The sequence below is a fragment of the Vagococcus sp. CY52-2 genome, from assembly GCF_022655055.1.
Taxonomy (GTDB): domain Bacteria; phylum Bacillota; class Bacilli; order Lactobacillales; family Vagococcaceae; genus Vagococcus.
Genome location: NZ_CP093384.1, coordinates 680,103 through 696,931 on the forward strand (window position 1 = coordinate 680,103; position 16,829 = coordinate 696,931).

Below are 16,829 nucleotides of genomic sequence, written 5' to 3' on the forward strand. Positions count from 1 at the left end.
TTTATGCAAGAGCTCCCATTGGATCCCAAGGAGCTAAAACAGTGACATCATCTTTTTCAATGACTTCTTTTAAGTCATCAGAAAGGTATTTTTTGTTTACAACGACTTGATAAGTGTATTCACTCATCCAATCATCACTCATGACAAAATAACCTTTTGTTCCAACTTTATCCCCCCAACTATTTTCAACTTTCCATTTAGTTGGTTTATCATTGATTAAGTTTACGCCTGTTAAGACCATTGCGTGAGTCATTAAACTTTCACCATAATCTAAACGTTCTGCTTTACTCATATCATAATTAATATCTAATGTATCTTGTACACTATAAATATCAGTTGCCATAATACCAGTATCTCTTGTTGACGATTGGCCAACATCACAACCAAACCAAACACTTTCGCCATCTTTTAATTGCGCGATAGCTAAGTTTTTGAATGTTTCAATATCAACGTTTAAGTGACGAACTTCTTTACCACCAACGACGTTTCCTAACATATCAACTGTATAAACTTGATTGTAAGGTTTGTCTTTTGTTGGGGCATTGATAATGCTGACATAATCATTTAAATCAGTTCCAATATATTTATCATAGAAAGAAGTAGGAGTTAGCCCTTGTTCTAAGTGATAGTTACCATCATTATCATAGTAAGAATAATCAAATTCAGTTGGTGGTGTACCTAGAGAGGTACTTAATAAATTATAGATTTCTTGTAGTAACTCAATTTTACGAGTTTCAACTTCTGATTCAGAGGCGCCATTAGCAATTAATGTTCTTAATGTTAAGGCATCTTTTCTTAATTTTTTATTTAAGTAAGTATTTAACTCACGACTGCTTGAACTACTTTTTGTTTCAGGCATGATTGTTTTTGGCACAATCCCATATTTTTGGATAATCGCTACTAACATATCCCATTGGCCACCATCTTGTTGAGGGGTTGCTAGTAAAAATGCTACTTCACGACTTGTTAATTCTTGGTTGCTTGTTTTGATAATATTTTCATAGAAGTAATTTGCTTTTTCAAATTTATCCCAGAAAAACGTATAGTTTTGAGATAATTCGAAGTCTTTGATGTGATGATTGTTTAAGACATCATGTCTGAATGTATTAAGGGCTGCAAACATCCAACAACGACCACTTTGTTTTTGATTTGTCACGTTTCCTGTATCTAAGTCGATAGAGAAAACGGGATTGTTTTCAACAACTGCTTTTTGATTTTCTGATGAGGCTAAAATACCATTTTTCATCACTGCACGTTGGCTTAATAAATGCTCACGATTAGCCACGTATTTTTGCTCCATATGTTTGATTTGTTCATTTGAAATAGATTTAACCATGTAACCACACCTTTCTTTTGTTTCTATTCTACTCCAACATTCTTTAAAATAACACTAAATCGATTATTTTTTTATAAAGCGAACTGTTTTGCGAAAGTATGTTCGGTATGATAAAATTGAGGAAATAAGTAAATCTAAAGGAGTTTCAGCATGATTGATAGACAAACAAACAATACCTTTGATTTAGTGTCAAAATATGAACCGGCTGGGGATCAACCGGAAGCGATTAAGCAATTAGTAAAGAATATAGAAAATAATGAAAAAGCTCAAATATTAATGGGGGTAACAGGATCTGGTAAAACGTTCACCATGTCTAATGTAATACAGCAAGTTAATAAACCTACCCTGATTATTGCACACAACAAAACACTTGCTGGACAACTATACAGTGAGTTTAAAGAGTTTTTTCCAAATAATGCAGTGGAGTATTTTGTGAGCTATTATGATTACTACCAACCAGAAGCCTATGTTCCTTCAAGTGATACATATATTGAAAAAGACTCGAGTGTCAATGATGAGATAGATAAATTACGCCATTCAGCGACTAGTTCCCTATTAGAGCGAAATGACGTGATTGTTGTGGCATCTGTGTCTTGTATTTATGGCTTAGGTGATCCTAGAGAATATCAAAATCAAGTTTTGTCATTACGTGAAGGGATGGAAATGGAACGGGATCAACTTCTTAGACATTTAGTTGATATTCAGTTTGAACGAAATGACATTGACTTTCAGCGTGGACGTTTCCGTGTACGCGGTGATGTTGTGGAAATATTTCTAGCGTCAAAAGATGACTTTGCTTTAAGAATTGAATTTTTTGGTGATGAGATTGACCGCATTAGAGAGTTTAATGCCTTAACAGGTGAAATTATTGGAGATAGAGAGCATGTGGCGATTTTCCCCGCGACTCACTTTGTGACGAATGAAGAGCATTTAGAAGAAGCCATCGCTAAAATTCAAAAAGAATTAGATTGGCGCTTAAAAGAACTTAGAAGTGAAGAAAAATTATTAGAAGCCCAACGATTAGAACAGCGAACTAATTATGATATTGAAATGATGCGTGAGATGGGGTATTGCTCAGGGATTGAAAATTACTCTCGGCATATGGATGGAAGACGAGAAGGAGAAGCACCTTACACTTTACTCGATTTTTTTCCTGATGATTTTTTGATAATGGTAGATGAATCCCATGTTACGATGCCTCAAATTAGGGGCATGTATAATGGGGACAGAGCAAGAAAACAAATGTTAGTGGATTATGGTTTCAGATTACCTAGTGCGTTAGATAACCGACCACTTAGATTGGAAGAATTTGAAGAAAAAGTGGACCAAATTATGTATGTGTCTGCTACTCCTGGACCGTATGAAATGGAACAAACAGATGACATTGTGGAACAAATTATTAGACCAACTGGCTTACTTGATCCAGTAATTGAAGTAAGACCAATCATGGGGCAAATTGATGATTTAGTCGGTGAAATATATGAACATGTTGAACGAAATGAGCGTGTCTTTATTACGACGTTAACGAAAAAAATGTCAGAGGACTTAACGGATTACTTTAAAGAATTAGGAATTAAAGTAAAATATTTACATAGTGACATAAAAACACTTGAGAGAACAGAAATTATTCGCGATTTACGATTAGGTGAGTTTGATGTTTTAATAGGGATTAACTTATTGCGTGAGGGATTAGATGTTCCTGAAGTGTCACTTGTTGCCATACTTGATGCTGATAAAGAAGGGTTCTTACGTAGTGAACGCTCACTTATCCAAACCATCGGACGAGCGGCAAGAAACGCCGACGGTAAAGTTATTATGTATGCTGATAAGATTACTGACTCAATGGAGCGAGCGATGTCAGAAACAAGTCGTCGTCGGACTATTCAGGAAGAATATAATGCCGAACATGGTATTGTACCGAAAACAATTAAGAAAGATATTCGTGATTTGATTCGCATTACAAAAGAAAGCGAAGATGAATCAGCTGATTCAGTGTCTATTAAAGAACAATACAATGCAATGGATAGAGATGGAAAAGAAGCTGTTTTACTTGATATTGAGTTACAAATGAAAGATGCTGCCAAGGCACTTGATTTTGAAAAAGCTGCCACATTGAGAGATACGTTGCTAGAACTAAAAGCAAGTAAATAGGAGATAAGGTATATGGCAAATGATAAAATAGTGATTCGTGGTGCAAGAGCACATAATTTAAAAAATATAGATGTAACTATTCCAAGAGATAAACTCGTCGTGATTACAGGACTTTCTGGTTCAGGAAAAAGTTCCTTAGCATTTGATACGTTATACGCTGAAGGGCAACGTCGTTATGTCGAAAGTTTGTCGTCATACGCACGACAATTTTTAGGGCAAATGGATAAGCCAGATGTTGATAGTATTGATGGGTTGAGTCCAGCCATTTCAATTGACCAAAAGACAACCAGTAAAAATCCTCGTTCAACAGTTGGGACCGTCACGGAGATAAATGACTATTTAAGGCTATTATTCGCTCGAGTAGGTGAGCCTATTTGTCCAAATGATGGTACGAAAATTAGTAGTCAGTCTCCAGAGCAGATGACAGACAAATTGTTAGAGTTAGAAGAAAGAACGAGAATTCAGATTCTAGCACCACTCATTCGTGGGAAAAAAGGACAACATAAAAAAGTATTTGAAAAAATCAAAAAAGATGGGTTTGTCCGAGTGAGAGTTGATGGGGAAACCTATGATAATTCTGAAGTGCCAGAGTTAGAAAAAAATAAAAAGCATGATGTTGAAATTATCGTTGACCGTATTGTGATAAAAGATGGCGTTCGCTCAAGATTGTTTGACTCACTTGAATTGGCGTTGCGTTTGGCAGATGGTTATGTATTAGTAGATGTGATGGGACAAGAAGAGATGTTGTTTAGTGAGCATTACGCTTGCCCTTACTGTGGATTTACAGTAGGCAATATTGAACCTCGATTGTTTTCATTTAATACGCCATTTGGTGCGTGTCCAGAGTGTGATGGATTAAGTGTTAAGTTGGAAGTAGATGCAGACTTAGTTGTTCCAGATGAGATGAAAACGTTACGTGAAGGAGCGATTGTACCGTGGAATCCAATCAGCTCAAATTACTACCCAAATATGTTAGAACAAGCCTGCGAACAATTTGGTATTGATTTTGATACACCATTTAAAGAATTAACAAAAGAACAAAAAGATTTATTGTTCAGAGGGTCTGGAGAAAAGACGTTCCATTTCCACTATAAAAATGAGTTTGGTGGCGTGCGTGATGTTGATATTCCTTTTGAAGGGATTTTAACAAATATTAATCGTCGTTATCACGAAACAAATAGTGATTATACAAGAGAACAAATGAAGCTATACATGACAGAATTAACATGTGAAACGTGTCATGGTTATCGACTAAACAAAGAAGCCTTATCGGTAAAAATTGATGGGAAACATATTGGAGAAATCAGTGATTTATCAGTAAATAAATCATTAAATTATATGTCCAAGTTAACGTTTGGTGAACAAGATACCATAATTTCACAGCCAATTTTAAAAGAAATAAAAGATAGATTAAGTTTCTTAGAAAATGTCGGTTTGGGGTATTTAACGCTAAGCCGTTCTGCTGGAACATTATCGGGTGGAGAAGCCCAACGTATTCGTCTCGCTACTCAAATTGGGTCAAATCTATCAGGTGTACTATACATTTTAGATGAGCCATCTATTGGATTGCATCAGCGAGACAATAATCGCTTAATTGATTCGCTTAAAAAGATGCGTGATTTAGGTAATACACTAGTTGTTGTGGAACATGATGAAGATACAATGCGAGCGGCAGATTATCTAATCGATATTGGTCCAGGTGCTGGTGAACAAGGTGGAGAAATTATATCAGCTGGAACGCCAGAAGAAGTGGAAAAAGATCCACATTCATTAACTGGTCAATATTTATCTGGTAAAAGGAAAATCGATGTCCCTACAGAACGACGTGAAGGCAATGGTGAATGTGTTAAAATTACTGGTGCCAAAGAAAATAACTTGAAGAATCTATCAGTTGAATTTCCGATGGGGAAATTTGTTGCGGTTACTGGTGTCTCTGGTTCTGGTAAAAGTACATTGGTTAATACGATTTTAAAGAAAGCTCTGGCTCAAAAAATTAATCGTAATTCAGCTAAACCTGGTAAGTTTGATAAGATTACAGGCTATGAATCGATTGAAAAAATAATTGATATTGATCAAAGTCCGATTGGACGAACACCAAGAAGTAATCCGGCAACTTATACGAGTGTGTTTGATGATATACGTGATTTGTTTGCTAAAACCAATGAAGCCAAAACACGTGGTTATAAAAAGGGGCGTTTTAGTTTTAATGTGAAAGGTGGCCGATGTGAAGCATGTCGTGGTGACGGTATCATCAAAATCGAGATGCACTTTTTACCAGATGTGTATGTTCCTTGTGAAGTGTGTCATGGTCAACGATATAATTCTGAAACATTAGAAGTGAGATATAAAGGAAAAAATATTGCAGAAATATTAGAGATGACAGTGGAAGAATCTGTTGACTTTTTCCAAGCGATTCCTAAAATACATCGTAAGCTTCAAACGATTGTGGATGTCGGACTTGGTTACGTGAAGTTAGGTCAATCAGCAACTACCTTATCTGGTGGGGAAGCACAACGTATGAAGTTAGCCAGTGAATTACATAAACGTTCATCAGGTAAAAATTTCTACATATTGGATGAACCAACAACAGGTCTTCATACTGAAGATATTAGTCGCTTACTTGAAGTACTAAATCGTTTAGTGGATAGTGGAAACACTGTCCTGGTTATTGAGCACAATCTTGATGTCATTAAAACGGCTGATTATGTGATTGATTTAGGACCAGAAGGTGGAGATGGTGGTGGAACCATTATCGCAACTGGAACACCAGAAGACATTATTAAAGTAGAAGAAAGTTATACAGGCTATTATTTAAAAGAAGTGATGGAACGTTAAAATGAGGTATATATTATGATGAAAACGACAGATTAATTTTTGTCGTTTTTTGTTATTTTAAGTAAAGAAATTGTATAAATTTATTAGATTTTTTGTAAAGCGGTTACATTGTAAATTAAATGTAAAAAGACTTGCAATTTATGTTACTAAATTATATGTTTATCATGAGATAAGTCAGAAACTATTTCAATATGTAAATTTTTTGTAAAAATTTAGGGGGGACATTCGTGAAAAGAGTGTTAAAAATGATCGCATCAGTAGGGTTTTTATTGACTGTTACAGGATGTGGCGCAGTTGACAATGGAGAATCTATTAATGCTGTTGGGTCATCTGCCATGCAACCACTTGTTGAGGCAGCTGGTGAACAATATAGTAGTAATCATTTAGGTAAATTTATTAATGTACAAGGTGGAGGTAGTGGAACTGGTTTAAGTCAAGTTCAATCCGGTGCCGTACAGATAGGTGATTCCGATTTGTTTGCAGAAGAAAAAGAAGGAATTGACAGTAAACTATTAGTTGATCATAAAGTAGCTGTTGTTGGATTGACACCAATCATTAATAAAGAAGTTGGTGTGTCAAACATCACAATGGAAAATTTAAGGAAAATATTTACAGGTGAAATTACCAATTGGAAAGAAGTTGGCGGAAAAGATCAAGATGTCGTTTTGATTAATCGAGCTACAGGAAGTGGTAGTCGTCACACGTTTGAACAATGGGTATTGGATGGACAAAAAGCAAAAGGGTCACAAGAACAAGACTCTACTGGGATGGTTAGACAAATCGTTAGTACCACACCTGGCGCAATCAGTTACGTAGCTTTCTCTTATGTTACAAAAGATGTGGCAACATTAAGTATTGATGGTGTAAAACCTACAGAAAATAACGTTAAAAATAATAAATGGGTTATTTGGTCATATGAACATATGTATACAAAAGGAGAACCAAAAGGATTAACAAAAGAGTTCTTAGAATATATGTTGACTGATGAAGTACAAGAAGATATTGTTCCTCAACTTGGTTATATACCAGTATCACAAATGCAAGTTGAGCGTGATGTTGAAGGTAATATAAAAGAAATTTCCAAATAAAAATTGTTGTTTCAATAGGAGGATATATTTTGGAAGATATTCAAAGCAAATTGCTAAAAAAGTCAAAAAAAGCAAAATTAGAACAATTTGGTAAGACTATTAGTTTTATTGCCATTTTATTTATTGTTGTCGTTGTCGTTGCCATCTTTTATTTTGTAGCGAGTAAAGGTTTAGCTACCTTCTTTAAAGATAAAGTAAATCTATTCGATTTTCTTTTTGGAAAAGAATGGAACCCAGGATCTGTGAGTGACTCTGGAAAACCATTGGTTGGAGCATTGCCAATGATTACAGGCTCGTTTATTGTGACACTATTATCCGCCATTATTGCAACGCCTTTTGCGATTGGTGCAGCGGTTTTTATGACAGAGATTTCACCAAAATTAGGAACAAAAATATTACAACCAGTTATTGAATTATTGGTTGGTATTCCTTCAGTTGTTTATGGATTTATTGGGCTATCTGTTGTTGTTCCTGCTGTACGTAATGTATTTGGAGGGTCTGGATTTGGTATTTTGGCTGGAACTTTTGTTTTATTTGTTATGATTTTACCAACAGTAACATCAATGACAATTGATGCATTAAAATCTGTACCAAGACATTATCGTGAAGCATCATTAGCACTTGGCGCAACACGTTGGCAAACAATCTATAAGGTAGTGCTAAGGGCGGCAATTCCAGGTATTTTAACTGCTGTTGTATTTGGTATGGCAAGAGCCTTTGGGGAAGCTTTAGCCATTCAAATGGTTATTGGTAATGCTTCACTGATGCCACATAACTTAATTACACCAGCCTCAACTTTAACAAGTGTGTTAACTATGGGAATAGGAAATACTGTTATGGGAACACTTGAAAACAATGCACTTTGGTCATTAGCTTTACTATTGCTATTAATGTCTCTATTCTTTAATGTTGTGACACGATTAATTGGTAAAAAAGGAGAGCTGAAATAATGAATGCAAAAAAAGCGGATAAGATAGCAACAGGCGTATTATACGCCGTTGCAGGTATTATTACATTAATCCTGGCTAGTTTAATTTTGTATATTTTAGGTCGTGGATTACCTCATATCAGTTGGAGTTTCTTAACGACACCATCTAAGAGTTTTCAAGCTGGTGGAGGGATTGGTATTCAGTTGTTTAACTCATTTTACTTATTAATTATTACGATGCTAATTAGTATTCCAATTTCTTTAGGAGCTGGTATTTATTTATCAGAATATGCCAAGAAAAACTTTTTTACTAACGTTATTCGTACAGCGATTGAAGTATTAAGTTCACTTCCTTCAGTGGTTGTTGGTTTATTTGGATTCTTAGTGTTTGTTATTCAAGCTGGTTTAGGCTTTTCTATTATTTCTGGTGCATTAGCTTTAACGTTTTTCAACTTACCCCTCTTAACAAGAAATGTTGAAGAATCATTAAAAGCTGTGCATTATACACAACGTGAAGCAGGCTTAGCTCTTGGCTTATCAAGATGGGAAACTGTCACACGTGTTGTGGTTCCTGAAGCACTACCAGGTATTTTAACAGGCGTTATTTTAGGAGCAGGTCGTATTTTTGGTGAAGCCGCAGCATTAATTTATACTGCTGGACAAAGTGCTCCAGCACTTGATTTTACTAATTGGAACCCATTAAGCATTTCTAGTCCATTAAATATCTTTAGACAGGCAGAAACACTAGCTGTTCACATTTGGAAAATTAATAGTGAAGGTAACATGCCAGATGGCGCTCAAGTATCAGCAGGAGCTTCTGCTGTGTTGATCATTGCTGTATTACTATTTAACTTTTTAGCACGTTTCTTAGGTAAGAAACTCCATAAAAAAATTACATCAGCTTAGATTGGGGATTTAAATGAAAACTTATAATACCGATGATACGCATATCATAACAATGAATAAAGATGAACAGAATTTGGCGTTAGAAACAAAAGATATACATGTTTGGTATGGTGATAATGAGGCGATTAAAGGGGTATCACTAGAATTTGAAAAAAATAAAATTACGTCTCTTATTGGTCCGTCAGGATGTGGAAAATCAACTTATTTACGTTCTTTAAATCGAATGAATGATCAAATCGACGGGACAAAAGTGACAGGAGAAATTATTTATAAAAACATTGACATTAATTCGTCAAAAGTTGATGTTTATGAGATGAGAAAACATATTGGAATGGTATTTCAAAGACCTAATCCATTCAGTAAATCTATTTATGAAAACATTACATTTGCCTTAAAACGTCATGGACAAAAAGATAAACAAACTTTGGATGAAGCAGTCGAAACAAGTTTGAAACAGGCAGCTTTATGGGATCAAGTAAAAGACGATTTACATAAAAGTGCATTAGCATTATCAGGTGGACAACAACAACGACTTTGTATCGCTCGTGCTATTGCGATGAAACCAGATATTTTATTGCTGGATGAACCAGCTAGCGCACTAGATCCAATTTCTACTAGTAAGGTGGAAGAAACATTAATTAATTTAAAAGAAGATTACACGATTGTCATCGTAACACATAATATGCAACAAGCGTCTCGTATTAGTGATTATACTGCGTTCTTTTACATGGGTAAGGTGTTAGAATATGATCAAACGAAAAAAATCTTCACTCGTCCAAAAATACAAGCAACCGAAGATTATGTTTCAGGTCACTTTGGTTAAGGAGGAACGTTATGTCAATAATTGAATCAAACGACTTGCACTTATATTATGGTAATAATGAAGCCTTAAAGGGAATTACGATGGATTTTGATCAAGGTGGCATTACGGCTTTGATTGGCCCATCAGGATGTGGAAAGTCAACTTTTTTAAGAACGTTAAATCGAATGAATGATTTAATTCCATCTGTAACGATTACAGGGAAAGTGACGTATAAAAATAATGATATCTATAGTCCAAAAACAGATATTGTCACGCTACGTAAACAAATTGGAATGGTGTTCCAACAACCTAATCCTTTTCCATTTAGTATTTATGAAAATGTTATTTATGGTTTACGATTGGAAGGAAAGCATTCTAAAGAAGAACTAGATCGTATAGTGGAAGAAAGTCTAAAAGCTGCAGCGGTTTGGGATGATGTAAAAGATAAATTAAATAAAAGCGCACTTTCTTTGTCTGGTGGCCAACAACAGCGGGTATGTATCGCTCGAGTACTAGCTGTTCAACCTGAAGTTATCTTATTGGATGAACCAACTAGTGCTCTTGATCCAGTTTCTAGTGGAAAAATAGAAAATATGTTGTTAGAATTAAAAGATGACTATACAATGATTATGGTAACACATAATATGCAACAAGCCTCACGTATATCAGATAAAACAGCGTTTTTTCTAAATGGTGATTTAATTGAATATGATAAAACGAAAAAAATATTTTTAAATCCTGGACAAAAAGAAACGGAAGATTATATCACTGGTAAGTTTGGTTAACAAAAAAAGATAAGGCAAGATGAAGGAGATGAAGGACATGCTTAGAAGTCAATTTGAAGAAGATTTACAAAATCTACATGATAAATTTGAAAACATGGGTAATGATGTAAATACAGCGATTAGTAATTCTGTACGTGCATTTATTGACCATGATAAATCACTAGCAAAAAATGTGATTGAATCTGATAGCGAAATCAACGCACAGGAATTAGGTCTGGAAAAGAAGAGTTTTGAAATGATTGCTCTACAACAACCTGTTACAACAGATTTAAGACGCATTGTAACAATTATGAAAGCAAGTTCCGACTTAGAACGTATGGGAGATCATGCTGTTTCAATTGCAAAAGCAACGATTCGATTAAAAGGAAACAAACGTGTTTTATCGATTGAAGAGGAAATATCTGATATGGCGACACATGTAATGGGAATGGTTAGTTCTGTATTGGATGCTTATATTCATACAGATAGCGACAAAGCAATCAAAATCGCTCAAAGTGATAGAGTAACAAATGATTATTTTAAATCGATTTATCGTCATTCAATTAAAGCTATGGAACAAGATACTGAAACAGTTATTGTTGGAGCTGATTATTTACAGGTTGCTGGATATTTAGAACGTATCGGGGATTATGTCTGCAATATCTGTGAGTGGATTATCTACTTAAGAACAGGTAAAATATCCGAATTAGCAGCAACAATGCATGAAGATGAATAATCAATTAAAACACTTAGATTTATTATCTAAGTGTTTTTTATATATTTTAAAGATTTTATATTCACTTTAAATGGCCTTTTAAGAATAAATATTAATTTTTACGTTATTTTATGAATAAATATGTTGAGGAGGTACCTTGAAATAGATAATATTGAACATAATTTAATTTGTAGAAATTAGAGGAATATAATATGACAAAAGAAAAAGTAGGTTTAGCTTATTCAGATAGATTGGATACATCAGTAGCAATTAGTTGGTTAAAAAAGAGTATGATGTGGTTGCTGTTTACTTGGATGTAGGTGAAGGGAAAGATTTAGATTTATTAAAGAAAAAGCCTTGACAGTTGGCGCTATTGAATCTTATGTGATTGATGTTCGTGAAGAGTTTGTGACTGATGTTGTCTTACCAGCCTTACCAACACATGCTTACTATGAGCAAAAATACCCATTAGTATCGGCTTTAAGTCGTCTATTAATTTTAAAAAAATTAGTAGAATTAGCGCATCAAGTTGATGCAACAGTGATGGCATATGAGTGTCTAGGGGCGATGACACTCTTACCGGATCATAAAGAAAGTGAAGATTGAACACTCGTACGCGAAGTATCGCATTTTAAACCAATTTTAGAAAACACATTGTCTAATTTAATAGACAATGCATTATGATTTAATCCAGCGATACAAGCGATTTTAGCATACATTAAAGAAACACAAAAAGTAGTTAATGGAACCGCAAAAGTGAAATTATACAAGAGGAGAGCCACTGTTAAGAAGACAAAGAAGGCATGTTTGATACTATTGAGACAATGGGTGTGTCAATGGTTATTTTGACAGATATGTTGGAAACCATGACACTCAATAAAGAAAAAATGCTTTATTTAGCTGAAAAAGATTGTTCTCATGTAACCGCATTGGCAGATTATTTAGCTTCTAAGTGAGTACCATCTAGACAAGCTCATGAAATCTTAGGGTTACTTGTTCTAGAATGTGCTACTGCTGGTTGTTATTTACAAGATGTTCCTCTAACTCGTTACCAAGAATTATCTCTTTTAATAGATAAGGATATATATGACGTGTTACAGTCCCAAACGGCTGTGAAACGAAGGAATAGTCTTGGTGGAACTGGCTTTGAACAAGTAAAGAATCAAATTTCTCTGGCAAAATCAACGCTATCAAGTGAGTAAAGCGTTCATATAATAGTTGGCGGGTGAAGACAATATGATTAAAAATGTCATTTTTTTGTAACCTTTTTATGATGAATTTATGTTATAGTTTACAATGAAAATAATAAATAGAAATAGAATTGGAGTTAGACTATACATGAGATTTAAAAAAATGATTGCCTTTACTTTATTAACAACAACTCTATCTGGATTTGTTTGTCCGGCTGTTATTCATGCTGAGAGTGTTGATAAAAAAATAGAGGACTCTCAAAAAAAAATAGATGAGTTAAATGCAAAGAAACAGGCATCAGATAAAACGCTATCTGATTTAGATTCAACTATTGCTAAATTGGATAAAGATATCAATAAGGTGTTAGAAGAAAAGGCATCATTAGAAAAAGAAATTAATTCATTAACAAAAGAAATAGATGATTTAACAATCATTATTAATAAGCGGAACAAACAAATAGAAAGTCAAGCTCGTTCTATGCAGTTAAATAGGGAAGATCAAGATTTGGTCAATGTTATCTTAGAGTCAGAATCAATATCTGATGCACTTAGTCGAACAGTAGCCTATTCTAAATTAGTCTCAGCTAATAAAGATATTATGGATGAACAAAAAAAAGATCAAGCTACCTTAGCTAAGAAAAAAGAAACATTAAATAAAAAAGTTGTTGATGTTAACAAGACTGCTAAAGAGTTAAAAACAAAACAAGAAAAATTAGAAAAAAGTAAAGCAGAGCAAGTTGCTTTGGCAGATAAAATTTTAAAAGAGTTATCAAAAGAAACAGATAATAAATCTGCATATGAATCACAAAAAGCAGAAGCTAAACGTATTTCTGAAGAAAATAAAAAACGTTTGAAAGAATTATCGGATAAACAAGCAGCAGCTAAAAAAGCGTTACAAGAACAACGTGAAAAAGAACAAAAAGAAGCAGAAGCTAAACAATTAGAAGCTCAATCGAGCCTTTCCATTTCTAAGCAATCTAGTGCGATTGGAAAGAGTAATAATAATACCAAAACAGATGAAGACAAAAATGAAACAATCTCACTACCAAGTCAAGATGGCTTCTCATTGCCACTTTCTGGAGGGTATACGATAACGAGTGGGTTTGGTTCCAGAACGGATCCAACTGGTTACTCAGGAGATCATCATGATGGAATTGATTTAGCTACTGGAGCAGGAACGCCAATATTGGCATCTAGAGCTGGTCAAGTAGTGGAAGCAAGTTATCATCCAAGTGCTGGTAATCACGTGATTATTTTACATGACAATGGATTGTATACATACTATATGCATATGACAAATATCGGTACAAGTGTTGGCTCAGTAGTTGACGCAGGAGACACAATTGGGACAGTCGGATCAACAGGAAATTCAACAGGAGCCCATTTACATTTTGGTATTAGTTCTAGTTTATGGAGTGGATTTATTAATCCAACGTCTATCTTATCCTTTTAGTCAGTAAGCTATAAAAACCTTAAAATTTATTTTAAGGTTTTTATTTTTTAGAATGATAAACGAATAAGTCTTGGTATACAGGAATAAATCCAACTCAAGTCCTATGACATTTCTTTAAAAATAAGACATAATATGAGTGTAGGTTAGTAATGTGATAGATAAAGAAGTTAAGAGGAGGATATATAATGAACGAACGTGAACGAATTTTAGACTTAGTTAAAAAAGGTATTTTAACAACTGATGAGGCATTAGTATTATTAGAAAATATTGCCACAGAAAAAGATGAAAAATTAATTGATAATGAAGCCAAGCAAGTAAATTATAAATCAGCAGAAAGCCAATCCAAAACAGGATACAATGATAGTAAAGTATTAGAAAGAGTGTTAGAAAAATTAGCAGAAGAAGAAAATAGAAAATCTGTAGAATATGATGAATTAACAGTTGAAATTCAAGGATTAAGACAAGATATTCGAGAAATTGAAGAACAACTGACAGTCTTTGATACAATGGAAGATTTAGATACATTGACTCCTGAAAAAGAAGCTGAGCGAGAGCAACTAAAAAAAGATTTAGCTTATTTAAAAGAAACAGATATTCAATTATCTAATGACAAAGCAGAATTAAATGAAGAATTAAAATCGATAAAAAAAGAGCGTCGTGATGCACAAGAAACAGAAAAAATATTAGGGTTTGATATTCCAAAAGATTGGAAAGAACAAACCAATCAAAAAATAAACCATGCGTCTGGTAAAGTAGAAGAAGCAGGTAAATACTTTGGTGATTTTTTGAAAAAAACAGTGGATGCGGTTAGTTCTACCGTTTCTGATAATGTGGAATGGAAAGACGTGAATATCAAAGTACCTGGTGTAAGTTCTCATAGTTTTACACATGAATTTCTTTATCCAAATAGTACAGCTACGTTGATTGATGTCAAAGTAGCAAATGGTAAAGTTAAATTTAAAACATGGAACCAACCAGATGTTAAGATCGTTGCAAACATTAAGTTTTATGGTAAATTAAACAATAACACACCATTTGAAGCATTCATTGAGCGTAGTGAAATTGTTGTAGATGAAGAAAACATTTCATTTCAAGTACCAAACAAACGACTAAGTTGTGAATTAGATTTTTATTTACCACAACATTTATTTGATCATGTGTCAGTGAAAATGTTAAATGGCGATATTAAAGTTGAAGATATGTTACTGGGTGATATTTTCCTCAAATCAACAAATGGTAAAATGAAGGTAAAAAATATTAAAGCAACTATGCTTGAAGTTGAAGGTGTTAATGGTGATATTCAAGTAGAAGATAGTGACATTGTAGATTTTATTGGTCAAACTGTTAACGGTGAATTAATCAGTAAATCCGTTATTGAGCATACTAATGTATCATTAATTAATGGCGCAGTAAAAGTTACTTCAAATGATTTAAAAACAAAAAAAATTAAAGCAACTGTGGTAAATGGAGACATCAAAGTTTCCCTTGCAAAACAAGCAGGTATTCAAGCAGATTGCCAAACGAATTTTGGCTCAATTAAAAATCGTTTTAGTAACATTGATATTTTAAAAGAAAAGAAAGAGCGAATGAATCAAATGGTTGAATTTGTTCGACAAGATGATAATATGGTTCAATTATCTTTAAATACGACAACAGGAAGTATTTACTTGAAAGATAATGACTAATAGATGGAGTGAAAAAAAATGGGAAGAAAACTAACAAAATCAAGTAATAATATTGTTTTAACAGGAACATTAGCAGGTATTGCAGAATATTTTAATATCGATCCAACCTTGGTAAGAATCATTTATGTGATTTTATCAATGTTTACACTAGGTTCACCAATTATTTTATATATTTTGCTAGCCTTAATTGTTCCAGGTTCAAATAAACAAAGTAGACCACGTTCTCCATATGAAGGATATGGCGGTTATAATTATGAAGAATCATCTAAACAATATAAAGCAAAACGACCAAGAAAAGAAGCACAAAAAGTAGAAGAAGATGACTGGAGTGACTTTTAGTGACATACTTTCAACGTCTAATTATTAATACGTTGGCGTTCATCTCATTATCTGTATTATTTCCTTCCATGTTTTATGTTAATAGTTTTATGATAGCCATTGTGGCAAGTGTTGTTTTATCGGCATTAAATGTATTAGTAAAACCCATATTACATATCTTGTCACTACCTATTACACTCATAACATTTGGTTTGTTTAGTTTCGTGATAAATGGGATGATGTTAAAATTCACATCTGTGATTGTCGGTGAACAAAACTTTGCTTTCTCTAGTTTAGGAGCAGCAGTATTTATTTCGCTACTTCTTTCATTGATTAATTCCATTGTGATTAATAGACATGTCGATAGATATTAAAATTGTATGATAGTGAAGCATATAGTGTGTTAACACTGTATGCTTTTTTGTTTATTTATATGATTATCCGTTAGTTTATCTCTTTGCTAGATTTTTTATGTCTTTTGATTTAAACTGGTATTTATGAAAAAAATTTGAAAATGAACTATAAGAACAGATAAAGAAAGTCAGATGGAAACTCTTTTAAAAACTGATGGTAATGGTGTCAATGGGTTGGCAAAAAACATACCATTTACCCAATCGCTTCCAGATGTGGGGTATTTGCTAAAATAGATGTGCAATCA

Annotated in this window: 13 protein-coding genes and 2 pseudogenes; 14 read left to right on the top strand and 1 reads right to left on the bottom strand. The window is 33.7% G+C overall.

The features are described 5' to 3' along the window. Position 1: 1 nt before the first annotated feature. Entirely contained in the window at positions 2 to 1,336 is a 1,335-nt protein-coding gene (locus MN187_RS03450; RefSeq protein WP_242094298.1) for a C1 family peptidase, read from the bottom strand. A gap of 150 nt (positions 1,337 to 1,486) precedes the next feature. Between MN187_RS03450 and uvrB the strand changes: the two genes are divergently transcribed. The 14 genes and pseudogenes from uvrB to MN187_RS03520 all read left to right on the top strand — a co-directional run bounded on the left by uvrB (position 1,487) and on the right by MN187_RS03520 (position 16,545). Then, the gene (uvrB, locus tag MN187_RS03455; RefSeq protein WP_242094300.1) at positions 1,487 to 3,487 is read left to right on the top strand and encodes an excinuclease ABC subunit UvrB; all 2,001 of its coding nucleotides are present in this window, start codon (positions 1,487 to 1,489) and stop codon (positions 3,485 to 3,487) included. Positions 3,488 to 3,499: 12 nt separating this feature from the next. After that, positions 3,500 to 6,322 (top strand): excinuclease ABC subunit UvrA, encoded by a 2,823-nt coding sequence (uvrA, locus tag MN187_RS03460; RefSeq protein ID WP_242094302.1) that lies wholly within the window; start codon positions 3,500 to 3,502, stop codon positions 6,320 to 6,322. Between the two features lie 245 nt (positions 6,323 to 6,567). Further along, positions 6,568 to 7,410, top strand: a complete 843-nt coding sequence (locus MN187_RS03465; protein WP_117974087.1) for a phosphate ABC transporter substrate-binding protein PstS family protein — start codon at positions 6,568 to 6,570, stop codon at positions 7,408 to 7,410. A 29-nt stretch (positions 7,411 to 7,439) separates the two neighbouring features. Then, entirely contained in the window at positions 7,440 to 8,360 is a 921-nt protein-coding gene (gene pstC / locus MN187_RS03470; RefSeq protein WP_117974003.1) for a phosphate ABC transporter permease subunit PstC, read from the top strand. After that, complete coding sequence (gene pstA, locus MN187_RS03475) at positions 8,360 to 9,244, top strand: phosphate ABC transporter permease PstA (RefSeq protein ID WP_117974005.1); 885 nt, start codon at positions 8,360 to 8,362, stop codon at positions 9,242 to 9,244. The genes pstC and pstA overlap by 1 nt, the downstream gene beginning before the upstream one ends. 13 nt (positions 9,245 to 9,257) lie before the next feature. Then, a complete protein-coding gene (pstB, locus tag MN187_RS03480) occupies positions 9,258 to 10,067 on the top strand; it encodes a phosphate ABC transporter ATP-binding protein PstB (protein ID WP_117974007.1) in 810 nt (269 codons plus the stop codon). Positions 10,068 to 10,078: 11 nt separating this feature from the next. Then, on the top strand, positions 10,079 to 10,831 hold the full coding sequence (pstB, locus tag MN187_RS03485; protein ID WP_117974009.1) for a phosphate ABC transporter ATP-binding protein PstB: 753 nt from the start codon (positions 10,079 to 10,081) through the stop codon (positions 10,829 to 10,831). A 37-nt stretch (positions 10,832 to 10,868) separates the two neighbouring features. Next, positions 10,869 to 11,546, top strand: a complete 678-nt coding sequence (gene phoU / locus MN187_RS03490; protein ID WP_117974011.1) for a phosphate signaling complex protein PhoU — start codon at positions 10,869 to 10,871, stop codon at positions 11,544 to 11,546. A 191-nt stretch (positions 11,547 to 11,737) separates the two neighbouring features. Further along, positions 11,738 to 12,323: pseudogene (locus MN187_RS03495) on the top strand (argininosuccinate synthase domain-containing protein); the annotation flags it as partial. Then, a pseudogene (locus tag MN187_RS03500) lies at positions 12,314 to 12,727 on the top strand (argininosuccinate lyase); the annotation flags it as partial. The pseudogenes MN187_RS03495 and MN187_RS03500, both read left to right, overlap by 10 nt. 136 nt (positions 12,728 to 12,863) lie before the next feature. After that, the gene (locus MN187_RS03505) at positions 12,864 to 14,168 is read left to right on the top strand and encodes a murein hydrolase activator EnvC family protein (RefSeq protein ID WP_158559467.1); all 1,305 of its coding nucleotides are present in this window, start codon (positions 12,864 to 12,866) and stop codon (positions 14,166 to 14,168) included. Positions 14,169 to 14,353: 185 nt separating this feature from the next. Further along, the gene (gene liaX, locus MN187_RS03510; protein WP_117974015.1) at positions 14,354 to 15,853 is read left to right on the top strand and encodes a daptomycin-sensing surface protein LiaX; all 1,500 of its coding nucleotides are present in this window, start codon (positions 14,354 to 14,356) and stop codon (positions 15,851 to 15,853) included. 18 nt (positions 15,854 to 15,871) lie between these two features. Then, positions 15,872 to 16,192 (top strand): PspC domain-containing protein, encoded by a 321-nt coding sequence (locus MN187_RS03515; protein ID WP_117974017.1) that lies wholly within the window; start codon positions 15,872 to 15,874, stop codon positions 16,190 to 16,192. Then, positions 16,192 to 16,545 (top strand): phage holin family protein, encoded by a 354-nt coding sequence (locus tag MN187_RS03520; protein WP_117974019.1) that lies wholly within the window; start codon positions 16,192 to 16,194, stop codon positions 16,543 to 16,545. The genes MN187_RS03515 and MN187_RS03520 overlap by 1 nt, the downstream gene beginning before the upstream one ends. Positions 16,546 to 16,829: the final 284 nt, after the last annotated feature.

Bases quoted from the DNA above. Each gene is read 5' to 3' on its own strand.
- MN187_RS03450 (WP_242094298.1), bottom strand. From the start codon at position 1,336: ATGGTTAAATCTATTTCAAATGAACAAATCAAACATATGGAGCAAAAA.
- uvrB (WP_242094300.1), top strand. From the start codon at position 1,487: ATGATTGATAGACAAACAAACAATACCTTTGATTTAGTGTCAAAATAT.
- uvrA (WP_242094302.1), top strand. From the start codon at position 3,500: ATGGCAAATGATAAAATAGTGATTCGTGGTGCAAGAGCACATAATTTA.
- MN187_RS03465 (WP_117974087.1), top strand. From the start codon at position 6,568: ATGATCGCATCAGTAGGGTTTTTATTGACTGTTACAGGATGTGGCGCA.
- pstA (WP_117974005.1), top strand. From the start codon at position 8,360: ATGAATGCAAAAAAAGCGGATAAGATAGCAACAGGCGTATTATACGCC.
- pstB (WP_117974007.1), top strand. From the start codon at position 9,258: ATGAAAACTTATAATACCGATGATACGCATATCATAACAATGAATAAA.
- pstB (WP_117974009.1), top strand. From the start codon at position 10,079: ATGTCAATAATTGAATCAAACGACTTGCACTTATATTATGGTAATAAT.
- phoU (WP_117974011.1), top strand. From the start codon at position 10,869: ATGCTTAGAAGTCAATTTGAAGAAGATTTACAAAATCTACATGATAAA.
- MN187_RS03505 (WP_158559467.1), top strand. From the start codon at position 12,864: ATGAGATTTAAAAAAATGATTGCCTTTACTTTATTAACAACAACTCTA.
- liaX (WP_117974015.1), top strand. From the start codon at position 14,354: ATGAACGAACGTGAACGAATTTTAGACTTAGTTAAAAAAGGTATTTTA.
- MN187_RS03515 (WP_117974017.1), top strand. From the start codon at position 15,872: ATGGGAAGAAAACTAACAAAATCAAGTAATAATATTGTTTTAACAGGA.